17 protein-coding genes and 2 tRNA genes are annotated in these 21,063 nt (G+C 70.5%); 6 read left to right on the top strand and 13 right to left on the bottom strand.

Annotated features, from left to right (window positions below; all coding sequences use genetic code 11):
• The first annotated feature begins 28 nt into the window (after positions 1-28).
• Both FE633_RS40630 and FE633_RS40620 read left to right on the top strand, forming a co-directional pair.
• Positions 29-850, top strand: a complete 822-nt coding sequence (locus tag FE633_RS40630; RefSeq protein WP_138050189.1) for a YceI family protein — start codon at positions 29-31, stop codon at positions 848-850.
• A gap of 235 nt (positions 851-1,085) precedes the next feature.
• Positions 1,086-1,556 carry a PPOX class F420-dependent oxidoreductase gene (locus tag FE633_RS40620; protein ID WP_138050188.1) on the top strand — a complete coding sequence of 157 codons (471 nt, stop codon included), beginning with the start codon at positions 1,086-1,088 and terminating at the stop codon, positions 1,554-1,556.
• Between the two features lie 104 nt (positions 1,557-1,660).
• Here FE633_RS40620 and FE633_RS40615 read toward each other — a convergent pair whose 3' ends face one another.
• From FE633_RS40615 to FE633_RS40580, 8 genes are all read right to left on the bottom strand, one after another.
• A complete protein-coding gene (locus tag FE633_RS40615) occupies positions 1,661-2,434 on the bottom strand; it encodes a TetR/AcrR family transcriptional regulator (RefSeq protein ID WP_138050187.1) in 774 nt (257 codons plus the stop codon).
• A 94-nt stretch (positions 2,435-2,528) separates the two neighbouring features.
• The gene (locus tag FE633_RS40610; RefSeq protein ID WP_138050186.1) at positions 2,529-4,037 is read right to left on the bottom strand and encodes an MFS transporter; all 1,509 of its coding nucleotides are present in this window, start codon (positions 4,035-4,037) and stop codon (positions 2,529-2,531) included.
• Positions 4,038-4,179: 142 nt separating this feature from the next.
• Complete coding sequence (locus FE633_RS40605) at positions 4,180-6,420, bottom strand: ArnT family glycosyltransferase (RefSeq protein ID WP_138050185.1); 2,241 nt, start codon at positions 6,418-6,420, stop codon at positions 4,180-4,182.
• A complete protein-coding gene (locus tag FE633_RS40600; RefSeq protein WP_138050184.1) occupies positions 6,417-7,856 on the bottom strand; it encodes a bifunctional glycosyltransferase family 2/GtrA family protein in 1,440 nt (479 codons plus the stop codon). The genes FE633_RS40605 and FE633_RS40600 overlap by 4 nt, the downstream gene beginning before the upstream one ends.
• A gap of 14 nt (positions 7,857-7,870) precedes the next feature.
• Positions 7,871-9,499: a sensor histidine kinase gene (locus tag FE633_RS40595; RefSeq protein ID WP_138050183.1), complete on the bottom strand. Its 1,629-nt coding sequence runs from the start codon at positions 9,497-9,499 to the stop codon at positions 7,871-7,873.
• The gene (locus FE633_RS40590) at positions 9,496-10,236 is read right to left on the bottom strand and encodes a response regulator transcription factor (RefSeq protein ID WP_162931246.1); all 741 of its coding nucleotides are present in this window, start codon (positions 10,234-10,236) and stop codon (positions 9,496-9,498) included. Before FE633_RS40590 ends, FE633_RS40595 begins: the two co-directional genes overlap by 4 nt.
• A gap of 166 nt (positions 10,237-10,402) precedes the next feature.
• Positions 10,403-10,753 carry an antibiotic biosynthesis monooxygenase family protein gene (locus FE633_RS40585; RefSeq protein WP_138050181.1) on the bottom strand — a complete coding sequence of 117 codons (351 nt, stop codon included), beginning with the start codon at positions 10,751-10,753 and terminating at the stop codon, positions 10,403-10,405.
• A 29-nt stretch (positions 10,754-10,782) separates the two neighbouring features.
• A complete protein-coding gene (locus FE633_RS40580) occupies positions 10,783-11,646 on the bottom strand; it encodes a DUF2797 domain-containing protein (protein WP_138050180.1) in 864 nt (287 codons plus the stop codon).
• 370 nt (positions 11,647-12,016) lie between these two features.
• On the opposite strand from FE633_RS40580, the gene FE633_RS40575 reads away from it, so the two are divergent.
• Positions 12,017-12,361 carry a hypothetical protein gene (locus tag FE633_RS40575; protein ID WP_138050179.1) on the top strand — a complete coding sequence of 115 codons (345 nt, stop codon included), beginning with the start codon at positions 12,017-12,019 and terminating at the stop codon, positions 12,359-12,361.
• A gap of 74 nt (positions 12,362-12,435) precedes the next feature.
• On the opposite strand, the gene FE633_RS40570 is transcribed toward FE633_RS40575, so the two are convergent.
• Positions 12,436-12,930 (bottom strand): MFS transporter, encoded by a 495-nt coding sequence (locus tag FE633_RS40570; protein ID WP_246114050.1) that lies wholly within the window; start codon positions 12,928-12,930, stop codon positions 12,436-12,438.
• A gap of 358 nt (positions 12,931-13,288) precedes the next feature.
• Between FE633_RS40570 and FE633_RS40565 the strand changes: the two genes are divergently transcribed.
• Positions 13,289-13,729: a VOC family protein gene (locus tag FE633_RS40565; protein WP_138050178.1), complete on the top strand. Its 441-nt coding sequence runs from the start codon at positions 13,289-13,291 to the stop codon at positions 13,727-13,729.
• Positions 13,730-13,766: 37 nt separating this feature from the next.
• Here the strand turns inward: FE633_RS40565 and FE633_RS40560 are convergent, their stop codons facing one another.
• The 4 genes from FE633_RS40560 to FE633_RS40545 form a co-directional block, all read right to left on the bottom strand.
• A complete protein-coding gene (locus tag FE633_RS40560; RefSeq protein WP_138050177.1) occupies positions 13,767-14,201 on the bottom strand; it encodes a cupin domain-containing protein in 435 nt (144 codons plus the stop codon).
• 160 nt (positions 14,202-14,361) lie between these two features.
• Positions 14,362-15,018, bottom strand: a complete 657-nt coding sequence (locus FE633_RS40555) for a signal protein (protein ID WP_138050176.1) — start codon at positions 15,016-15,018, stop codon at positions 14,362-14,364.
• 169 nt (positions 15,019-15,187) lie between these two features.
• Positions 15,188-15,260: transfer RNA gene (locus FE633_RS40550), tRNA-Arg, on the bottom strand.
• A gap of 222 nt (positions 15,261-15,482) precedes the next feature.
• Positions 15,483-15,576: transfer RNA gene (locus tag FE633_RS40545), tRNA-Ser, on the bottom strand.
• 245 nt (positions 15,577-15,821) lie between these two features.
• Between FE633_RS40545 and FE633_RS40540 the strand changes: the two genes are divergently transcribed.
• A complete protein-coding gene (locus FE633_RS40540; RefSeq protein ID WP_138050175.1) occupies positions 15,822-16,274 on the top strand; it encodes an SSI family serine proteinase inhibitor in 453 nt (150 codons plus the stop codon).
• 247 nt (positions 16,275-16,521) lie between these two features.
• A partial coding sequence (locus tag FE633_RS40535; protein ID WP_246114049.1) for a hybrid sensor histidine kinase/response regulator occupies positions 16,522-21,063 on the top strand: 4,542 nt, incomplete at its 3' end.

Below are 21,063 nucleotides of genomic sequence, written 5' to 3'. Positions count from 1 at the left end.
GTTTTTCCCCGCAGAGGAGTTACACGCAATGGGACTGACCGCGAAGATCCGCACGCGGGACGGCTGGGCCGTGTCGCACGGGGTCGTCACGGTGACCGACATGACCGGTACGCAGGTGATGCGCGCCGAGGCCGACGGAGAGGGGGTCGTACGGAACGGGACCGAACTCGCACCCGGGGCGTACACGGTGATCGTCACGGCCGTCGGTTACGCCCCCGCCGCCGCCAGTGCGCTCGTCACGGCGAGCGGGCGCGCCGAGGTCGGGACCGTGACCCTGGCACGGCAGGGCGGCGCCGAACTCCCGCCCCCCGGCCCCTGGACCATCGACCCGGCCCACTCCTCCGTGTCCGCGGTCGCCCGGCATCTGGGTATCTCCAGCGTGCACGGAAGGTTCACCGACTTCTCCGGCCGGATCGAGATCGCCCCGGACGAGGTGACCAAGTCCAGGGTGGAGGCGGTCATCCGGGCCGCCTCGATCGACACCGGCAACGGCATGCGCGACGAGCACCTCAGGTCCCCGGACTTCCTGGACGTGGAGAGGTACCCGGACATCACCTACCGCTCGACGGGACTGTCGCCCGCCGGCGCCGACCGCTGGACGGTGCACGGCGAACTGACCCTGCACGGTGTCGTACGAGCGGTCGACCTGGACCTCGCCCACCTCGGTACCGGCGCGGATCCCTGGGGCGGCACCCGCGCGGCCTTCCGGGCCACGACCGAGCTGCGCCGCGAGGACTTCGCCATGAACTACAACCAGGTGGTCCAGGCGGGCATCGCGGCCATCGGGGCGACCCTCAAGGTGGAGCTGGACATCCAGGCGGTGCAGGGCGAGACACCGCCGCGAACGTAGGCACAACAGGACCAGGCTTCGCGCCACCTCAAGGCCTAGGGCCTGTCCGGCGGATCATGCCGGGGCTGCGGGGTCTGGCACGCACATCTGCGGCGTTGTCGTCAGTCGCCGAAGCTCCGCTTCGACTCCCTCCTCCGCCTTGCAGCTGCACGCACCAGACCCCGCTCACCCGTGCTTATTGCGCGCCGTCAGCTGGAGTCGGCATGATCCGCCGGACAGGCCCTAGGCTGCCGCCATGGCACCCAACATCGCGACGAACACCTCCGTCTCCCTCGACGAGCTGCTCGACTTCGTACGTCCCCGCCACCGCGCCATCCTGCTCACGCGCCGCGCCGACGGCAGCCCTCAGGGGTCGCCGCTCACCTGCGGCGTCGACGACGCGGGCCGGGTCGTCGTCTCCACGTATCCGGACCGCGCCAAGACCCGCAACGCCAAGCGGGACGCGCGCGTCAGCCTCGTCGTGCTGAGCGACGACTGGAACGGGCCCTGGGTGCAGATCGACGGGACGGCCGAGGTCATCGACACGCCCGACTCCGTCGAGCCGCTCGTGGAGTACTACCGGAACATCGCCGGTGAGCATCCGGACTGGGACGAGTACCGCGAGGCGATGCGCAAGCAGGGCAAGTCCATCATCCGGGTCACCCCTGACCGCTGGGGGCCCGTTGCCACGGGGGGCTTCCCGGCGCGGCTCGCTCCGCAGGAGTAGCGAAGGCAGCGCCCCCAGGAATCCTGGGGGCGCACTTCGGCTGCGGGCCGGTCGTGGCTCGTCGCGCAGTTCCCCGCGCCCCTGAAGGGGCGCACCCCGGAGCGTCAGGCGCGCTCCACCATCGCCTCGATGCCCGCGAGCACCAGGTCCAGGGCGAACTGGAAATCGCGGTCGTACATCTCCGCGACCGTGTCGCCGCCGCGGGCCGCCATGAGGTCCACGGACTCCTGGAGGATGTTGTCGAGTTCAGGGGCCGTCTTGAGAGTGCTCAGGGACTGCTGGAAGTACTCGTCCGGGCTCAACCCGACAGCCGCGCTGCGCAGGCTGAAGTGGCCCTCCATCGTGCCGAATCCGTACACGAACTGGAAGACGGCCGCGATCGCCCCCGCCAGCCGGTGCGGCGGCAGCCCGGTCGCGCGGACCACGCGCTGCACCACGAGCGAGAAGGCGACCGAGTTCGGCCCGATGTTGAGGAACGTCCCGAGGAGCGGCGACACCCAGGGGTGGCGCACCAGCACCGCCCGGTACGCGCTCGCCAGCGCGCGCAGCTGATCGCGCCAGTCCTCGCCCGACTCCGGATCAGGCAGCTTCAGCTCGCCGAAGACCGAGTCGAGGGCAAGTTCCAGCAGATCGTCCTTGGTGTCCACGTACCAGTAGACCGACATCGCCGTGACGTTCAGCTCGGCAGCAAGCCGACGCATGGAGAACTTGGCCAGGCCCTCGGCGTCGAGCAGCCGCACCGTGACCCGGGTGATGCGGTCACGATCGAGCCCGGACGGCTGGCCCCCGCCGCGGGTCGCACCGCCGCGGGGACCCTTGTCCTCCAGCCAGACGCTGTGCCGCGCCGGACGCTCGGCCCGGTCGGCCGACCTCACCATGCCGCTGCCCTAACCATGGCGCACCTTCCTCGGAACTCAGCTCAGTACTGGTACTTCGCGTACGTGATGCTATGCGTGCCCCACCCGGGCATCGTCACGCCGATGCCGCCACCGCGGAGTCTGCCCGATCGGCCCGCCGCAACAACGCCGCGGCCAGCAGTCCGCCCAGCAGCACCGCCACCGCCCCCACCATCTGGCTGGTCTCGAGCCCGGACGAGTACGCGTCCATGATCCGCTCCCGCTCCTGTGCCGAGCCCGCCGTGGCCAGCGCCGCCGGCAGCGAGGTCGCGGCGACCGGGGTCAGCGCGGCGAAGCGGGAGTTGAGGATCGCGCCGAGCACCGCCACGCCGAGGCCGTTGCCGAACTCGTTGAGGGTGCCGTTGACGCCCGCGCCGATGCCCGCCTTCTCCGGCGGGATCGCGCTCAGGATGGCGTGCGCCATGGCGGGAGTGGCGACGGCGGAGCCCGCGCCGATGAGCAGCAGTCCGAGGAGGATGCCCGCGTAGCCGTGCTCGGTGAGCGTCGCGATCGACACCAGTCCGCCTGCCACCAGGGTCATGCCGATCAGGATGGAGGCCGGATTGCCGAGCCTGGCCGCCCACTTCGCCGACAGGCCGGAGAAGTTGAGCACCACGATGGACAGCGCGAGCGGAGCCGTTCGCAGACCGGCCTCCAGAGGGCCGTACCCCAGCACGAACTGCAGGTGCTGCGTCAGCAGGAACAGCGACCCACCCATACCGAAGGCGACCAGCACGACACCCGTCACCGCACCCGTGAACCGCTGGTCACGGAAGAATTGCATGTCGAGCATGGGATACGGGATCCGGCTCTCCCAGTACGCGAAGAGCCCCAGCACCACCACGGCCACCGCGGTGGCCGCCGACACCAGCCCGGAGGTCCAGCCGTACTCAGGACCGGAGATGATCACGAAGACGAGCGAGCCCATGCCGATCGTCGACAGCAGCGCTCCCAACACGTCGGGACGATCCCCACGCGGATCCTTGGACTCCGGCACGAGCGCCACCGCCGCGACGAGGCCGAGCGCCGCGACCGGCAGGTTCACCAGGAAGATCGCGCCCCACCAGAAGTGGTCGAGCATGAAGCCGCCGACCAGTGGTCCGATCGCGAAGCCGATCATGGCGACCGCGCTCCAGATGCCGATCGCCTTGGGCTGATCCTCGGGCGTGAAGATCTGCATCACGACCGCGAGCGTGGTGGTGAGCAGCAGCGCCCCGCCCACGCCCATCCCGGCCCGCGCGGCGATCAACTGCCCGGTGGAATCGGCGAGTCCGGCCGTCAGCGAGCCGACGCCGAAGAGCGCGAGCCCCGCGATCAGCATCTTCTTGCGGCCATAGCGGTCGGCGGCGCTGCCCGCGGAGAGCAGCAGACCGGACTGCACGAGCGAGTACGCGTTGATCATCCACTGGATGTCGGAGGTGCCCGCCCCCAACTCCTCGGTGAGGGAGGGGATCGCGACGTTCAGGACGGTGTTGTCCAGCAGCACCGTGAGCTGCGCGAGACAGATGACTCCGAGGATGAGCCAGCGCTGGGGGTGTCCTTGCGGAGGTGCGGTGGTGTTCCCGGCGGTCGTCTCGGCCGTCATGGATGCCCTCTTCCCTTCTACAGTGTACGAGAGATGATGTCGCCATACACCGTAGAACAACTCCCTTACGCCGTACAACACAGAAGGGGCGGCCGTGGCGCTCTCGCCTCGACCGCCCCCGCAGGGAACCGTCAGCTGCTCGTCAGCCGCTCGTCTGCTGCGTCAGGTCGTAGAAGGTGGAGTTGCCTACCGTCACCTCCTTGAAGTTCTCCTGGACCCACGAGCTGATCTCGGAGGAACTGCCGCTGTCGCTGCCACCACGGCCGCCCATGCTGCCGCCGCCGATGAAGTAGTGGATCTTGCCGTCCGCCACGTACTGCTTGAACTCGGCGAGCGTCGGGGAGGGGTCGGTGCCGTTGAAGCCGCCGATCGCCATCACCGGCTCGCCGGTGGAGAGCTGGTAGCTCGCGGCGTTCTGGGAGCCGATGGCCGCGGCGACCCAGGTGTAGTCGCCGGAGTTCGTCTCCAGCAGCTTCTTTGCCTCGCCGCTGACCGAGGTGCCGCCGATCAGGCCGCCCATGCCGCCGCCACCAGCGCCGCCGTCGCCCATCTGACCGCCGGGGCCGCCCTGCTGGTTCTGAGTGGTGCCGTTTCCGTTCTGCTGACCTTGCTGACCACCTTGCTGACCCTGCTGGTTCTGGCCGCCGCCGGGGAGGCCGCCGGTCGGGGGCCGGCCCGCCGCCCCACCCGGCCCGTTGCCGTTCTGCTGCTGGTTCTGGCCGGGCATACCGCCGCCACCGGGGCCGCCGCCCATGCCGCCACCGCCACCCGGCCCGCCGCGACCGCCCGCGACCGCCGGACCGGCCGTGACGATCGAGCCGGTGTGGGCCTCCTGCAGCGTGTTGATCGTGTACGCCGCCGGGCCCGCGAGGGCTGCGACGAAGCTCAACCCGACCACACCCATGGCCAGTCGGCGGCCGAGCTTGTTGACGAAGATCAGGCCGAGCGCCGCGACCAGACCGCCGACCAGGACCAGCCACTTCAGCCACGGCAGGTAGGCGGAGGAACGGTTGAGGAGGACGTACCCCCATACGGCGGTCGCCGTCATCGCGCCCGCCGGCGTCAGCGACACCCATGTCTTGCCGCGCTCCTCCCAGAGCACGACCGCGCCCATGCCGATCAGCGGCGCGATGTAGGGGGCCAGGGCCACGGTGTAGTACTCGTGGAAGATGCCCTGCATGAAGCTGAAGATCACCATGGTGATCAGCAGCGAGCCGCCCCAGGCGAGGAACGCGGCGCGGGCCGTGTCGGTCCTCCGGGCCTTCCGGGTGAGCACGAGGCCCGCGACGAGCAGGATCAGCGCCGCCGGGATCAGCCAGGAGATCTGACCGCCGATCGACGAGCTGAACATCCGGTCCCAGCCGGTCTCGCCCCAGCCGCCGCCCTGACCGCCACCACCGCCGCCGACGCTTCCGGTCTCCTCGCCGTTGATGCGCCCGAGGCCGTTGTAGCCGAAGGTCAGTTCAAGGAAGGAGTTGTTCTGCGAGCCGCCGATGTACGGGCGGGACGAGGCCGGCCACAGCTCGACGATCGCGACCCACCAGCCGCCCGAAACGACCATCGCGAGCCCGGCGAGCAGCACCTGGCCGATGCGCTTCTTCAGGACCGTCGGCGCGAAGACCACGTACAGCAGGGCCAGTACCGGGAGGATCAGGAAGGCCTGGAGGGTCTTCACCAGGAAGGCGAGGCCGATCGCGGTGCCCGCCCACAGCAGCCACTTCGTCTGGGCCTTCTCCATGGCACGCAGCGTGCAGTAGACCGCGGCGGCGCTCAGCAGCGCGAGGGCCGCGTCCGGGTTGTTGAAGCGGAACATCAGCGCGGCGACGGGCGTGAGCGCGAAGGCCGCCATGGTGATGAAGCCGGCCGAGGCGGAGAACCGGCGCCGTACAGCCGCGTACAGGACACCGGCCGTGGCGACGGCCATCAGGACCTGCGGGAAGAGGATCGCGAAGGAGTTGAGACCGAACACCCGCACCGACAGGGCCATCGGCCACAGCGAGGCCGGAGGCTTGTCGACGGTGATGGCGTTGGCCGAGTCCAGAGAGCCGAAGAAGAAGGCCTTCCAGCTCTGGGAGCCGGCCTGGGCGGCCGCGGAGTAGAAGGAGTTCGCGTACCCGGAGGCCGTGAGGTTCCAGGTGTAGAGCACGCCGATCAGCAACAGCGTGCCCAGGAACGCGGGGCGCACCCAGCGGTGGTCCTCGGGCCGCCCGCGCCAGGCGCGGCGCACGAAGGGTTGTTTGGGGCTGCCGTCCTCGGGAGCCACGGTGGGCTCCGCCGGAACGACCGGCTGCTGTACGGCTGTTGAGGCGGGAGGACCCCAGCCGGGACTGGGTGTCCCGGCGGGACTGTGTGTCCCCGGATAGTCGGCTTGAGTCGTCGTCATCGTGCGTTCCTCGGATCGTGATCGTTCGGACGCACCGGCTGCAGCTGCACGGTCGCGTCCCCCCAGGTTCGGTTGTCGTACGGAGAGTGAGTCGCGCCGTACGGAGGCCGCGGCGCCGTCGCGTAGACGGGCGACACGGAACCGGCGGGCACGACGGGCGTGTGAGAGGCGACTACGGTCGACGGCGCGTCGTGATCGTGCCGGTCCGGGAACACCCAGGCCCGGAAGAGCAGGAACCGCAGCACGGTCGCCGCGAGGTTGGCGGCGATCAGCACCGCCAGTTCGGTGGAGTGCGCGGGTTCGCTCGTCGCCGCGTTCAGGGCGGCGAGCGAACCGCTGGTGAGGGCGAGGCCGATACCGAAGACCACCAGGCCCTGCGCCTGGTGCTTCACGGCCCGGTCCCGTCCGCGGACGCCGAAGGTGAGGCGCCGGTTGGCCGCCGTGTTGGCGACCGCCGACACGAGCAGGGCGAGCGCGTTGGCGACCTGCGACCCCGCGAACGTACGGAAGCCGCTGTAGAGCAGCAGATAGAACAGCGTGGACAGACCGCCCACGACACAGAAGCCGACGAGCTGCCGGGCGAGTCCCGTGGGTACGCCGGTCAGGTCGCGGTCGCGCGGGTCGTCACCGAACGGCCGCGCGAGCCGGTCGAGCGGCAGCGAGCCGGTGGCGAGGGCGCGCCCGACGCGCCACACGCCCAACAGGTCGTCGGTCGCGGTCTTCACGATGTGCACGGTCGAGTCCGGGTCGTCGACCCAGTCGACCGGCACCTCGTGGATACGCAGGCCGGCCCGTTCGGCGAGGACCAGCATCTCGGTGTCGAAGAACCATCCGGTGTCCTCGACCAGCGGCAGCAGCACCTGCGCGACCTCGCGCCGGATCGCCTTGAATCCGCACTGGGCGTCGGAGAAGCGGGCCTGCAGCGAGCCCCGCAGGATCAGGTTGTAGGTGCGGGAGATGAACTCCCGCTTGGCACCGCGCACCACCCGCGAGGAGCGGGCCAGCCGCGAGCCGATCGCCAGGTCCGAGTGACCCGAGATCAGCGGGGCGACCAGCGGCAGCAGCGCGTTGAGGTCGGTGGAGAGATCCACGTCCATGTAGGCGAGGACCGGAGCGTCGGAGGCCGACCAGACGGTGCGCAGCGCCCGGCCGCGTCCCTTCTGCTCAAGCCGGAAGGACCTGACCTCCGGGATCTCCGCCTCCAGCCGTGCCGCCACCAGCGGTGTGGTGTCCGTGGACGCGTTGTCCGCGATGGTGATGCGGAACGCGTACGGGAAGGTGCGCGCGAGGTGCTCGTGCAGTCTGCGCACACACGGCTGGAGGTCCTTCTCCTCGTTGTAGACGGGGATCACTACGTCCAGGACAGGCGTACCGGCATTCCCGGCCGGGAGGTGCTCCCGCGCCGGCAGATTGCCGGGAGAAGGTTCGGTTCGCATGACGACGACTGTCGTCAAGCCCCCTGTTGCACCCATGTGGTGGTGCTGTGCTGTGCCTGTGAGTGCGTTTGCGTGTTTGTTTCGGGCGTTTCCCCAGCCCATGCCTCGTACCCCGCCGCGGGTCCCGCTTCGGGCGACAGCACAGGCAGATGCACGGTGAACACCGTGTGCCCGGGCACGCTGTCGACGGTCACGGCGCCGCCGTGCGCGGTCGCGACGGCCTGCACGATGGCAAGACCGAGACCGGTGGATCCCGAGGCGCGCGAGCGCGACGAGTCGCCCCGCGCGAACCGTTCGAAGACACGGGGCAGCAGATCCTGTGGAATCCCGGGCCCGTCGTCCTGGACGTCCAGGCACACCCAGGAGCCCTGCCGGCGCACGCGTGCGGTCACCGTGGTGCCGGGTGGTGTGTGGGTACGCGCGTTGGCGAACAGGTTCACCATGACCTGCTGGATGCGGGCGGCGTCGGCGAGCACGAGCGCGGGTTCGTCCGGCAGGTCGAGGCGCCAGTTGTGATCGCGCCCGGCCGCACGGGCATCGCTCACCGCGTCCACGACCAGCGGGGACAGATCGGTGTGTTCGTAGGAGAGCGGGCGCCCGGCGTCGAGCCGCGCGAGCAGCAGCAAATCTTCGACGAGGCCCGTCATCCGGCCGGCCTCGGACTCGATCCGGCCCAGCGCGTGCCGCGTGTCCGGTCCGGTCTCTTCCCTTCCGCGCCTGGTGAGTTCGGCGTATCCGCGGATGGACGCGAGCGGCGTACGCAGCTCATGGCTGGCGTCCGCGACGAACTGCCGTACCCGCGTCTCGCTCTCCTGGCGCGCGTGCAGCGCTCCGTGGACGTGGTCGAGCATGCGGTTGAGGGCGGCGCCGACCTGCCCGACCTCCGTGTGGGGGTCGGTCTCGGACTCGGGGACGCGCTCGTTGAGGGTCACCTCGCCGGTGTGCAGCGGCAGTTCGGAGACACGGGTGGCGGTGGCGGCGACCCTGCGCAGGGGGCGCAGCGCGACGCTCACGATGGTGGCCCCGGCGAGGAAGGCGGCGGCTAGACCGGCGGCTGTGACGCTGACTTCGACGAGGATGAGGGTGTTGAGGGTCTCTGTGACGTCTTCGGTGGACAGGCCTACGTAGTAGGCACCGTCGATGCCACTTTTGTACTGGACGCGGTACTCGCCGAGGCCCGGGAGGTCGACGGTGTGCTGGTCGCCGTCGCGCGGCACGTCTTCGAGGGCGGCCTCCTGCGCCGAGGTGAGTGACTCGGGGTTGAATTCGGGTACCCCGCCGTCGCCCTCGGACTTCTTGCCGACCTTGGCCTCGGTGATGTTGCCGCCCGTGAGCTTTGCGGCGAGCGTGCCGCCGTTGCTCGGCTGCGGGCCTCGGACGACCAACTCCGACAGCGTCTGCTGCTTCTTGCGGTCAGGGGGCTCCTTGCCGACCAGCTCCTCGGGCCCGGCCGCCCGCATGGCCGCACCCTTCACCGACTCGTCGAGCTGCTCGTACAAATGTGACCGCAGCGCAATCGTGGTCACCGTGCCGATCACCGCGCACACGACGGCGATCAGCACGACGGACGCGACGACGAGCCGCGTCCGCAGCGTCCGAGGCTGTCGGCGCCGCTGCTTTCGCAGCTGTCGTCGCCCGCTCATGACGCGGCGGGTTTGATCAGGTAACCGGCTCCGCGCCGGGTGTGGATCATCGGCTCACGCCCGGCGTCGATCTTGCGGCGCAGGTAGGAGATGTAGAGCTCGACGACATTGGCCTGGCCGCCGAAGTCGTACGACCACACGCGGTCGAGGATCTGCGCCTTGCTGAGCACGCGGCGCGGGTTGCGCATCAGGAAGCGCAGCAGCTCGAACTCGGTGGCGGTGAGGTGGATGTTGTCCCCGGCGCGCGACACCTCGTGGCTGTCCTCGTCCAGGGTGAGGTCCCCGACGACGAGCGTGGAGTCGGAGCGACGGTCGGCGGCACCGGAGCGACGGATCAGCCCGCGCAGCCGCGCGACGACCTCCTCCAGGCTGAACGGCTTGGTGACGTAGTCGTCGCCGCCCGCGGTGAGCCCGGCGATACGGTCCTCGACGGCGTCCTTCGCCGTCAGGAAGAGAACGGGCACGTCGGGCAGATCACGCCGCAGCCGGCCGAGGACGGCGAGCCCGTCCATGTCCGGCAGCATCATGTCGAGCACCACGGCGTCGGGCCGGAAGTCCCGGGCGGTCTGCACCGCCCCGGTCCCGTCACCCGCGCTGCGGATCTGCCAGCCCTCGTAACGAAGGGCCATGGACAACAGCTCGGTGATCGACTGCTCGTCGTCCACCACAAGCACGCGGACGGGGCTCCCGTCCGGCCTCAGCAGTTCGGTGCGCCCCTGGGGCGAGGTCGTGGTCATAGCCCACACATTGGTGGGCCGCTCTGAGAGCACCCTTTCGGGAACCTGTGAATTACCTGAGAAACGCACAGGAGCCGCTCAGGGAACACCTGGGAATCCCAGAGCAACTGATCTCGCTCTTCAGCCCTTTCTCAGCCCCCTCCCTCAGCCGTGTCTCAGCCCCGCCTCAGCCCTGCCCGCGACGGAACCCGTGACTCCGCTCGACCTTGGCGATATGCAGGGTGTAGCTCTCGTACCAGCTCTCACGCCCCCGCTTCTGCGCCGCCCGGTGCTCCATGTCGCTGCGCCACTCCTCGATGGCCTCGGCGTCCCGGAAGTACCCCACGGTGATCCCGAGCCCGCCCGGCGTCCGCGCCGAGTCGATCCCGAGGAACCCCGGTATCTCCTTGACCCGCTCCTCCATCCGCTCGGCCGTCTCCCCGTACCCGTTGTCTCCCTCCGTCCTTACGGAGGTGAACACCACGGCGTAGTACGGCGGTTCCTGCGCAGCGACAGGATCAATGGCTTGTTCGTTCATGTCACCATTCTCTCCGCTCCCTTTCCCGGTCAGAAGAGCCCCTCCTGAACGCCACCGCCACCGCACTCCCTCACCGGCACTGCCATCGCACGACCGTCCGCGGAACCCAGCTCCCACCCCCGCATCAGCCGCGTATCCAGCACGACCACCCCACGCCCGGTCGCCAGATGCAGATCGGGCCCGGCCGCGGCCACCAGCTCCCCGCTCACCACACCGCCCGCCACCAGCTCGCCCACGACCCCCACAGCCGACGACAGCCCATCGAGTCCGAACGCGCCCACATGATCCACGGCCACGAACGGCATCCGCTCCAAGGCCTCCGGCCACCCACCGAGCCCCGCGGCCCGCGCATGCAGCGCCTCGACCTCGGCCCGTCGCACCGCCGCCCCGGGCAACGCACTGCGCACGGCCCGCTTGGCGTCGTACGGGATCCGGTCCGGCACCCCCAACGCCCTGCGCAGCAACTCCTCACTCCGCCGAGCCGCCATCAGGGGCCCGCGCCCGAGCCAGCTGAAGACCACGGCCCCCTGCTCGAGCAGCCTCGCGTCCCCTCTCTCCACGGCCGTGATCCCGACCTTGACCATCCCGCTCCCGAACCACGCGAGATACACGTGGTACGGCCGCGGGTCGTCGGCGACGGTATCGGCGGCAACGGAATGCGCACGCTCCAGCCGCGCACACTCCTCGCACCGCGCGCCGACGCTGCGCCCGGACACGACAGCCCTCACGGGACAGCTGTTCCCCCGCGCCCCGACGCATGTCCGCTCGCCCCCTGCCACCCGAAAGGCCACCCGCCGCCCGCGTGCAAGAGCACTCCGCTGCCCGCCTTCCCAGACCAACTGCGGCTGCGCTCCCTGCCACCGCAGCCCCGCACATCTCCACACCTGTGCCATCGCTCACGAGAGTAGGCGGCGCCACTGACAACGGGCCCGGGCGAGCGGACGGGCAGGGCCGACGCCGATGCGACGCCGATCCGACGCAGGTGCCCGAGCCGGTTCCGCGTCCGCCGCGACCCCTTCGAGCGACACGGTCGCCGGAGTCGCCGGAGTCGCCGAACAGCACGATGGACAGGAAGATCAGCGCTGCCATCTGGTCCGGAAAGCCCAATGGCCGCGGTGGCTACTCCACCTACACCAACACATGCCCGAACTACGAGAAGTTCCGCACACGTACAAGGTCAACACCCGTGCCGCTGCCAGGTGCTAGCCGTCAGGCTGGGGCACCCTCGTACTCGTAGACGAGGCGAAAGGACGGGCGGAGCATATGGCGGCCCACACGCCGGCTGAGCGGGCCCTGGCCCGCTCATACACCACCGGTGACGGCAGTATGAGGTTCAACATCACCGATCTGTCGGTCGATCATCACCCCGACCGCAGTGCGACGTTGACGTACTGGCTCACCGTGGAGCGTCAGGGCCATCCCGACGAGCGCTGGGTGGTCACTCTTCCCTGGGACGACAGGTCCTTCGCAGACGTGCTCACCTCGTCGTCCCCCGATCCCGACCGACTCGGGCAGCTCGTGCACATCGTCCACACCCTGCTGGAAGAGTGGTGGGACACCAAGGGATACAACCGGCAGTCGGCGAAAATGGGACGCCAACGCCCTTGAGTCGCCGACTCTCTTGAGGCCGGGCCCCGCCTCCCCGAAGGATGGGCGGCAGGGCCCGGCTTCGAGTACCGCGTTCATGCGGCCGGCGCCTTTTCCCTGGCTTCCACGTGTATCTGTCGAGTGTGCTGGGAGCGTTGTGCCCAGCGGACGGCGAGTGGCGCGACCAGGCCCGTCAGAGCGAACATCGCTCCCACGACGTACCACCCGGGCCGCCCCCACGTGATGCAGAGCGCGATGAGCAAACCTGGCCCGAGGCCTTCGGCCAGTCCGGCTCCCAGGCCGAACACGCCCAAGTACTGGCCGGTGACGTGCTGTGGGGCAAGAGCAAAGGACACCTCGAAGCCGGCGGCCGAGTGCCACAGCTCACCGACGGTATGGATCACCACTGCGGTGATGAGCAGCGTGGCAGCGGCCCACGCCGGTATCCCCGCGGCCAGCGAGATCATCGAGCAGGAGACGAGGAAGGCCACGCCCGCTCGCCGGTAGGCCTTGCCCCCGGCCTTGGGGGAATCGATGCTGCGGCTGGCCCGCACCTGAAAGGCGACGACGATCACGGTGCCGGTGAGCATGGTGCCCGAGATGAGCCAGTGCGGGGCGGTGGTGGCTCCAACCAGCCAGAGCGGGATGGCCACGGTAGACGCCGCGTGCTCCGCACACGTCGGCGAGGTGACCGACGACGATGCCCACGGCAGCTACGGGGGGCGATGGCGGAGGCATGGAAATGCGTTGTCTCAGCTCATGGTGATCACTAAAGTCGGTGGGGTGACTGCCGGGTCGGCCATGGGCCACACACGAGTGAGGTTCCCGGCCTCGGCGTGAGCACGAGGCGGGTGAGAGCCCCGCCCCCCTTTTCCGAGTCTTCCTGCCCGGCGCCCCCATGAGGCGCCACTCTCAGCGGACCCCAAGACCCGGAGACACACACCACACATGCCGAATGCATCGCAGTACCCGCATGAATCCGAGCTCCCGACAACCACTCGAGCGGGATGTGTCCAGCTCAACCACACCGCCATCTATGCCAGTGACCGGCACCTGTCCGCCGAGTTCATCGCCGCGGTGCTGGGTCTGAGAGTCGGCGCTCCATTCGGGCCGTTCCTCCCCGTCGACCTCAACAACGGCGTGACGCTCGACTACTACGAGAAGCGAGACGAGCCGATCCAGCCGCAGCATTACGCGTTCCTCGTGCCCGACGAGCAGTTCGACAGCATGATCGCCCGGCTGGAAGCGATCGGGGTCACCTACTACGCCGACCCGAACCACACCGAACCCGGCCAGATCAACCGTCTGTTCGGCGGACGCGGCGCGTACTTCGACGACCCGGCCGGCCACAACATGGAGATCATGACCCGGCCCTACATCCGCCCTTAGCAACGGCACGACGGCGGCACGGGTGCCGCCGCGCTGATCACTCGAACGGGCAGCCGGGGTTCGGGGCGTCCTCGGAGAACGGCGCGCCGTGCGGCAGCACGTACAGCACGGTGAGTACGACGGGCATGTCGCCCAGGTTGCGGCCGATATGGACGTTGCCGGGCCCGGCCGGCTCCTGCACGGTGCTGCCTTGCGGATACACGCCGTCCGAGGTGCAGGTGGAGTCGAAGTGGCTGAGCGTGCCCTGCTTCACGTAGGCGTAGAGCGGGCCGTCATGGTAGTGCCAGCCGGTGGCCTGACCGGGTGGCACGGTGATCTCCCTGAGGATGTAGTCGGTGTCGCCGACCGTCTTCTGCGCGATCAGCGTGGCCGTGACTCCGGGCCCGGGCGGGGTCGCATGGGCGGTTCCCCCAGCCAGGACGGTGACGGCGGCGACCGCGCCGGTTATCGCGGTGCGGAGCGAGGTGCGCATGGGCAGGGCCTCCAGGCTCGTATGGGCGTGCGACGACGTGCCGCTGTGAACATAGAGGCAGACAAGGCCTGTTGGGCAGCAATCCGCGGATTACCCGCAGTTGGCCAACGGCCCACGGCAAGCCGCGCACCCCACTCGCGTCAGTCAGCGCGCCCTTCTCCTAAGCGGGATCCACTGTCAGGGCGTAATCCACACCAGTCGAGAATTCCTCGGACTGCCCGCGAATCGTCAGCGTGTGCTTTCCGGGTCGCAAGGGGGGCAACTGGACCCACAGACCGCACCCGGTGGCGCTGAAGCGCCCGTCCGCGCCGGTGACGGGATTGTCGGCGACGCCCTCCGCGGTGATTGTCTCTTTGCGGATGGTTTCCGAGTCGACCCTCTTGCCGTCCAGGACTGCGGATCCCTTGGCTGCGCTCATGAAGTCCGCGCAGTCCGCCGGGCCACCGATCAGGTTCACGAGAGGGAACGCGACAGGTACCCCGTTGGGGACGCTGCAAGTGCGCTTGACCTGAGTGCCGAAGGTGCCCGCCAGGAACCACACATCCTGCGGCTGATTACGCCCGCACGCGCTTCCATCCTCGTCAGCGACCGGGCTCGTGCGTTCAGGCTCCGACAACGCCCATGTCCACCACCGACTCTGCAGAACCTCAGCAGAGAGGCGGGCTCGCGCATGCGACTCCACCGCTGAAGCAGGAGCTGTCGATGCCTGCTCCGCCACCGTCGCGTCCTCTGGTCCCTCGGATGCGCCGGCCCCACATCCCACCAGTGCGGCCAGCACCATCGTCATGAGTCCCGCTCTGCCGGTCTTGCTCTTCATGAATGCCCCTCCCGCGCCGCACAACCCTCGACCCCCCGGTCGCCGTGCGACATGCGCGGACACCCTATCCGCGAGCCGGCCGAGCGCTCCGGTCACGGTTGCTGTACTTCGCTGCGTGCGGCCCGAAAACGCCAGGGGCCCCGGATCACTCCGGGGCCCCTGACCTGTGTGCACTCGGCAGGATTCGAACCTGCAACCTTCTGATCCGTAGTCAGATGCTCTATCCGTTAAGCTACGAGTGCTTGTGTGTTCTGTTGTGTTGGCGCTTCCTGGCGGGCTTTTCGGCCCGGTCGGCGTCGCGGGAACAACATTACATGACTGGCGGCGTGAGGCGAAATCCGTTTACCGCACCCTGCCTGACCTGGACAGACGGCCAATAAACGGTCGAGGAGCGGCCCGCCGGAGACAGGGCCGCGGGAACAGCCGAAGCCCCGGTCAGTTGTGACCAGGGCTTCGGGATCATGTGGCGGAGGCGGAGGGATTTGAACCCTCGATGGGCTTTAAGGCCCAAACCGCATTAGCAGTGCGGCGCCATAGACCGGACTAGGCGACGCCTCCAGCACAGCCGCCCGCGCGAGCGCGAGTGGTGCGTTGCAGATGATGACACAGCCGAGCGGGGTGTCACCAATCGCCCCCTACGGTACTAGGCGGAAAGGGCGGAGGGCAAAGCACTGACCGCGGCGCAACGTCGCGGGACGGGCGGCGTTAGTGATGTGGGGCCTGTGGCCCCATTCCATCCCCATTGCATCGCCATTGGATCCCGATTCGATCCCCCTTCCCGCCCGCATCCCGTGGAGCCCGCCATGTTGCGCCGCATCGCTCTCACCGCCGCCGCCTCCGCCGCCGCGTCCTTCGCCGCGCTGGCCACGGCACCCCCGGCCGCGTACGCCGAAACGCTTCCCCTCCTGCCGACGCCGCCGGCGCACGACGCCGACCACCTCACCGTGACGGTCAGGGACGCGGGCGGCGGTATGGACGGGACGCACGAGCTCGAATGTCATCCGGCGGGTGGCACCCACCCCGACGCCCAGGCCGCCTGCGCGCAGCTGGACAGGAGGACGCACTGGGGCCAGGACCCCTTCGCGCCCACCCGGCCCGGCGGGATGTGCACGATGCAGTACGGCGGTCCTGCCACCGCTCACGTCACGGGGACCTGGGCCGGGCGGCCCATCGACGCGACGTATGAGCGCCGCGACGGATGTGAGATCGCGCGGTGGGACGCCCTCGTGCCCGTACTTCCGGAGCTCGATGCCTAGGGCACCTCAAGCTCGACGCCCCGGAGCACCTCAAGCTCGACGCCCAGAGCAGCTCAAAAAAGGGGAGGTCACAGGTTCTGCGTCTCTTCTGCGTCTTCTCTGTCTCTCATCTGCGTGCGACCTCCCTCTCATCCGGCGTCCCGAGCGCAACCACTGGCCGTAGACTCCCTCGGGTGACACGTCGCGGACTGGTTGGCAAGATGGCTTCCGCGGTTGGCAAGGTGCGGTAACAGGGAGGAAGCGTCTCGTGAGCAGCAGGCCATCCCGAGGCGCTGCTCGCCTCGCTGCCATACTCGACGCGCTTCCCGACGCGTTGGTGCTGGTCAACGCCAATGGCACTGTCGTCAACGCCAACACCATCGCCCTGGAAGCGTTCGAAACCCCGGGCACCGCTCTGGTGGGACGCGGGCTGCTCGATCTGCTGCCCGAGTTCGACTCCCGGCTGATTCCCGGGTCCATGCGCCGGCCCGCCACCGTCGACCCCCGCGGGCAGACCAAACCGCGGCGGATGATGGCCCGGCGCACCGACGGCAGCGAGTTCCCGGTCGAGGTCACCAGCGCCAACCTGGAGGACGGCCAGCAGGCGTACGACGGCTACGGCTACACCGGCGACGAGCTGCTCATGCTCGTCGTACGCGACCTCTCGGGCACCGTCGACACCGAGGCCGAACTCGCGCGATCACAGCGGCAGACCGAGATGATCCTGCGCGCCGCCTCCGAGGGTGTGATCGGGACCGACACGGAGGGGCGGGTCGTTCTCGTCAATCCGGCCGCCGCACAGATACTCGGCTTCCGGGCCAGCGACCTGGGTGGGCAGGAGCTGCACCCGCTGATGCTGCACTCGCGCGCCGACGGCGAGCCCTTCCCGTACGAGGAGTCGCCGCTCGCCGACACCCTGCGCTCGGGGCGCAAGCACCGGGTGCGCGGGCAGGTGCTCTGGTCCAAGAGCGGCGACAGAGTGCCCGTCGACCTGACGACCGCGCCCGTACGGGACGGGGACCAGCTCGTCGGCGCCGTGATGACCTTCACCGACCGGCGGCCGTACGACGCGCTGGCGGAGGAGAAGGACGCGGCGGACCTGCGGCATCAGGAAGAGCTCGCGCGGACCGCCGAGGAGCACGCGGCGGAGCTGGCCTCGCTCCGGGAGGAGCACGGCAAGGAGTTCGCAGAGCTGCGCGAGGCGCACGAGGAGGCACTGGCCGCGGGCGACGACCGGTACGCCGCGCTCGCCGAGCGGGAGAAGGACCGGTACGAGGCGCTGGCCGCGCGGCACGAGCAGCTGCTCTCCGTGCTCGGGCAGTCCCTGCGCGGCCCGCTCGACCAGCTGCGCGGTGAACTGTCCGCCCTCGCCGCCGACGACGCCGGACAGCTGTGGCCCGAGGCCAACCAGGTCCTGCACCACCTCGCGGCCGGCTACTCGCGGATCACCACGCTCATCGACAACGTGCTCAGCTACCAGCGGCTCGACATCGGCGCCGAGGACGTCGCCCGTACGAAGGTCATGCTCGACGCCGTCGTCGCCGCCGGTGTCGACGGAGCCGTCGAGCTGATCGGCCCCGGGCGGGTGCAGTTCGCCGTGCACGCGCCGCCCATCGAGGCCGAGGTCGACCCGCAGCGGCTCGCCACCGCGCTCGCGCACCTCGTCGCTGACGTCGCGGGCGTCGACTCGACGGGCAACGCGCCGGTCTCGGCCGGTGGCTACATGGACAACACGGTCGTCGTGGCGGCGGCCCAGCGCGGTGAGGTCGTACGGATCGAGGTGCGTGGGCCGTACGCCGGGGGAGACCCGGTGCACGAGCCGATCGTGCGCGGCATCGTGCGCGCACACGGGGGAGTGCTGCAGACGCACGAGGTGCCGGGGATGAGCGGCAGTGCGTTTGTGCTCGAGGTGCCGATCGGGGGTGGGGCCGGGGCGGTTTCGGCTCCGCCTCCGGGTCCGGTTCTGGCCCTTGGCGCGGGTGTGGATGCGTCCATGGATCCGGGCCCGGGTGCGGTGAGTGCGGCGGGCGCGGCGAGTGAGTCGGGTGCGGCGGGCGCGGCGACGGCCGGTGGGCCTGGTGCGGAGATTGCGCTGCCTGAGCAGCAGGGGTCTCCGCAGGGCGGTCGCGGGCGGCGGCGGGCTCGGCGTGCCTCGGTGGACGCCTTCCTGGAGAGCGAGGTCGCGTCTTCGACGGACACCGGAGTGTCCGCGCCCACCGGGCGGCGGCGCAGGCGGGCGGCCGACTCCGGGGACGGGACACAGGCGTCGGTTCCTGGCGCGGGCGACGGGACCGAGGAGGGGCCCGGCGGGGCTGCTGCCGGCGGGCCGATCGGTGCCGGTGGAGCGGGTGCCGCAGGTCCGGCAGGTCCGGCAGGTGGGACCGGGCGGCGGCGTGGACGGCCCAGTCCGGCGGAAGGCGGCGGGGTCGCCGAGGGTTCGGTCATGACCGCGGCCGAGCATGCCGCGGGTACCGCGGCCACCGGCCTCGGGGAGACGGTGCCTCCGCAGGGGGTTCCCCACTCCGGGGAGCGGCGCGCGCTGCGGGACGACGCACGTCAGGCTCTGCCCGCGGCGTTGCCCGCGAGTTCCGGGTCGGTTCCGGCTCAGGCCCACGCCGGTGACGGGGCGGCTCAGCCGACGGGGCGGCGTCGGCGTGCGCTGGCGGCCGCGGCGGAGCGCGCCGCCGCACAGGAGGCCGAGCCGCGCTCCGTGTTCGCGCTGCCTCCGGCGGAGGCCGACCGCGGCCCCGAGTACGCCGCCCAGGAGCATGGCAACGGTCAGGTCCAGAGCCAGAGCCAGGTGCAGGGTCAAGGCCAGGTCCAGGGCCAGGCCGACGAGGGCCGCCACGATGCGGCACTGCACGAATCAGCCGACGATCACACCCCGCCACAGCCGCATCCGGTGGAGGCTCCGACCGGCCGTCGACGGGCTCGGCGGGCCGCAGGTCAAGGACAGGCGCAGGGGGACACGGCGGGGGCCGCCGCTTTGCCTGGGCAGCAGCAGGGGGCAGTGGTCCAGGATGCCCCCGGCGTTCCCGGACAAGGGGCGCCCGCGCCGGTGGCGGCGCAGGGTGGCCCGGCGCAGATGAACCCCGCGGCTCAAGGGGCTCCGGGGCAGGGGGATCCCGGTCCAGGAGTTGCCGGTCAAGGAGTTGCCGATCAGGGCGTTCCCGGTGCCGTGCCGGGGGCTCCAGGACAGGGCATGCCGCAGCAGGGTGCCTCGGCACAAGGCGTGCCTCCGCAGGGCGTCCCCGCGCAGGCTGCCGCCGCCGCGACCACCCCCGCAGGCGGAAACGCCGCGGCCACGACGGCGAGCGGAACCCCCGCGAACGCCGGTACGTCACCCCAGGGCACCACCCCCGTCACGCAGACCGCCCAGCCCCAACCCGAGCCTCAGCCCCAAGCCCAACCCCAGCCCACTGCTGCCCCAGGCCCTCAGAGCTGGCCGCACACCGCCGACACCCCGGCCGCGCCCCAGCCCGCCCAGCCGGAAGCGGACACGAACGCCACGGGAGCTGCCCCCCGCGCGGCCCAGCCCCTCCCCGCCGAGGCAGCGCCCCCCGCGGCCCCCGCGCTCCCCGCGGCCCCCGTGGACCCCGACTCCACACAGGGCCGCGCGTTCAGCGTGCGTACGCTCGGACAGGGCGTCCCCTTCGGCCGCCGGATGAGCGACGCACAGCAGCCGCAGCCCAACCAGCCCGCGCTCCCGGCGGCCCCGAAGCCACAACCCCAGCCGGCACAGGCGCAGCCGCAGGCCGGACCCCAGCCTCAACCCCAGGCCCCCACCCCTCCCCCGAACGGGACCAACGGCTCCGGCCGCCGCCGCAAACTCGGCACCCGTAACGAGCCCGTGCCCGAGCCGGTGCCCGTCCCCGAGCCCGCGGCCGAGCACCCCGAAGCGGCGGCCCGCCCGCACCCCCAGCCGCCGCAGGCACAGCAACCCGCGCCTCAGGCACAGCAACCCGCGCCGCAAACCCGGGTAGCCGAAGCCACCGAGGGCAACGGCCGCTCGTACGCCATAGGGGCCCCCGACGAGAACGCCGACGAAGGCCCCGAGCCGCTCGACGGCCCCGGCGGCGCGATCGAGGTCGCGGATCAGCCCCAGCCGCGACCGATGGACGACGAACTGCCCCCGGAGCCGCTGGACAACCCGCGCCGACTGCTGGTCTGGCCGGCGCCGGACGTCACCACCCAGCAGGCGCTGAGCGACCGCGGCTACCGACCGGTGATCGTCCACTCGCGCGAGGAGGTCAACGCGCAGATCGCCGCCTTCCCCGCCGCGCTCTTCGTCGACCCGCTGACCGGCCCGATCACGCGTACGGCCCTCCAGTCGCTGCGTACGGCCGCGGTCGCGGCCGAGGTCCCGGTACTGGTGACGGCGGGCCTCGGACAGGCGACGCGTGAGGCGGCGTACGGCGCCGACCCCGCCGTACTCCTCAAGGCGCTGGCGCCCCGCGACAGCGAGCAGCACCCGCCGCGCGTGCTGCTCATCGAGGAGCACGCGGAGATCGCGCTCGCGCTGACGTCGACGCTGGAGCGGCGCGGGATGCAGGTCGCGCGGGCCTCGTCCGACGCGGACGCCGTCACCCTGGCCGCACAGATGCGGCCGAACCTGGTGGTGATGGACCTGATGCAGGTACGCCGCCGCCGTGCCGGAATCGTGGACTGGCTGCGCGCGAACGGGCAGCTCAACCGCACCCCGCTCGTCGTCTACACCGCCGCCGTCGACCAGGCCGAACTCCCGCGCCTGGCCGCGGGGGAGACGGTCCTGTTCCTCGCCGAGCGCTCCACGAGCACCGAGGTGCAGAGC

The sequence above is a fragment of the Streptomyces montanus genome, from assembly GCF_005786655.1.
In the GTDB taxonomy this organism is placed as follows: Bacteria; Actinomycetota; Actinomycetes; order Streptomycetales; family Streptomycetaceae; genus Streptomyces; species Streptomyces sporangiiformans.
The sequence above is the reverse complement of the archived record's forward strand: the minus strand, read 5'-3'. Positions and strand labels throughout refer to the sequence as shown.

Coding starts and splice junctions, on each gene's coding strand:
- FE633_RS40630 (WP_138050189.1), top strand. CDS start 29: ATGGGACTGACCGCGAAGATCCGCACGCGGGACGGCTGGGCCGTGTCG.
- FE633_RS40620 (WP_138050188.1), top strand. CDS start 1,086: ATGGCACCCAACATCGCGACGAACACCTCCGTCTCCCTCGACGAGCTG.
- FE633_RS40615 (WP_138050187.1), bottom strand. CDS start 2,434: ATGGTGAGGTCGGCCGACCGGGCCGAGCGTCCGGCGCGGCACAGCGTC.
- FE633_RS40610 (WP_138050186.1), bottom strand. CDS start 4,037: ATGACGGCCGAGACGACCGCCGGGAACACCACCGCACCTCCGCAAGGA.
- FE633_RS40605 (WP_138050185.1), bottom strand. CDS start 6,420: ATGACGACGACTCAAGCCGACTATCCGGGGACACACAGTCCCGCCGGG.
- FE633_RS40600 (WP_138050184.1), bottom strand. CDS start 7,856: ATGCGAACCGAACCTTCTCCCGGCAATCTGCCGGCGCGGGAGCACCTC.
- FE633_RS40595 (WP_138050183.1), bottom strand. CDS start 9,499: ATGAGCGGGCGACGACAGCTGCGAAAGCAGCGGCGCCGACAGCCTCGG.
- FE633_RS40590 (WP_162931246.1), bottom strand. CDS start 10,236: ATGACCACGACCTCGCCCCAGGGGCGCACCGAACTGCTGAGGCCGGAC.
- FE633_RS40585 (WP_138050181.1), bottom strand. CDS start 10,753: ATGAACGAACAAGCCATTGATCCTGTCGCTGCGCAGGAACCGCCGTAC.
- FE633_RS40580 (WP_138050180.1), bottom strand. CDS start 11,646: ATGGCACAGGTGTGGAGATGTGCGGGGCTGCGGTGGCAGGGAGCGCAG.
- FE633_RS40575 (WP_138050179.1), top strand. CDS start 12,017: ATGGCGGCCCACACGCCGGCTGAGCGGGCCCTGGCCCGCTCATACACC.
- FE633_RS40570 (WP_246114050.1), bottom strand. CDS start 12,930: ATGCTCACCGGCACCGTGATCGTCGTCGCCTTTCAGGTGCGGGCCAGC.
- FE633_RS40565 (WP_138050178.1), top strand. CDS start 13,289: ATGCCGAATGCATCGCAGTACCCGCATGAATCCGAGCTCCCGACAACC.
- FE633_RS40560 (WP_138050177.1), bottom strand. CDS start 14,201: ATGCGCACCTCGCTCCGCACCGCGATAACCGGCGCGGTCGCCGCCGTC.
- FE633_RS40555 (WP_138050176.1), bottom strand. CDS start 15,018: ATGAAGAGCAAGACCGGCAGAGCGGGACTCATGACGATGGTGCTGGCC.
- FE633_RS40540 (WP_138050175.1), top strand. CDS start 15,822: ATGTTGCGCCGCATCGCTCTCACCGCCGCCGCCTCCGCCGCCGCGTCC.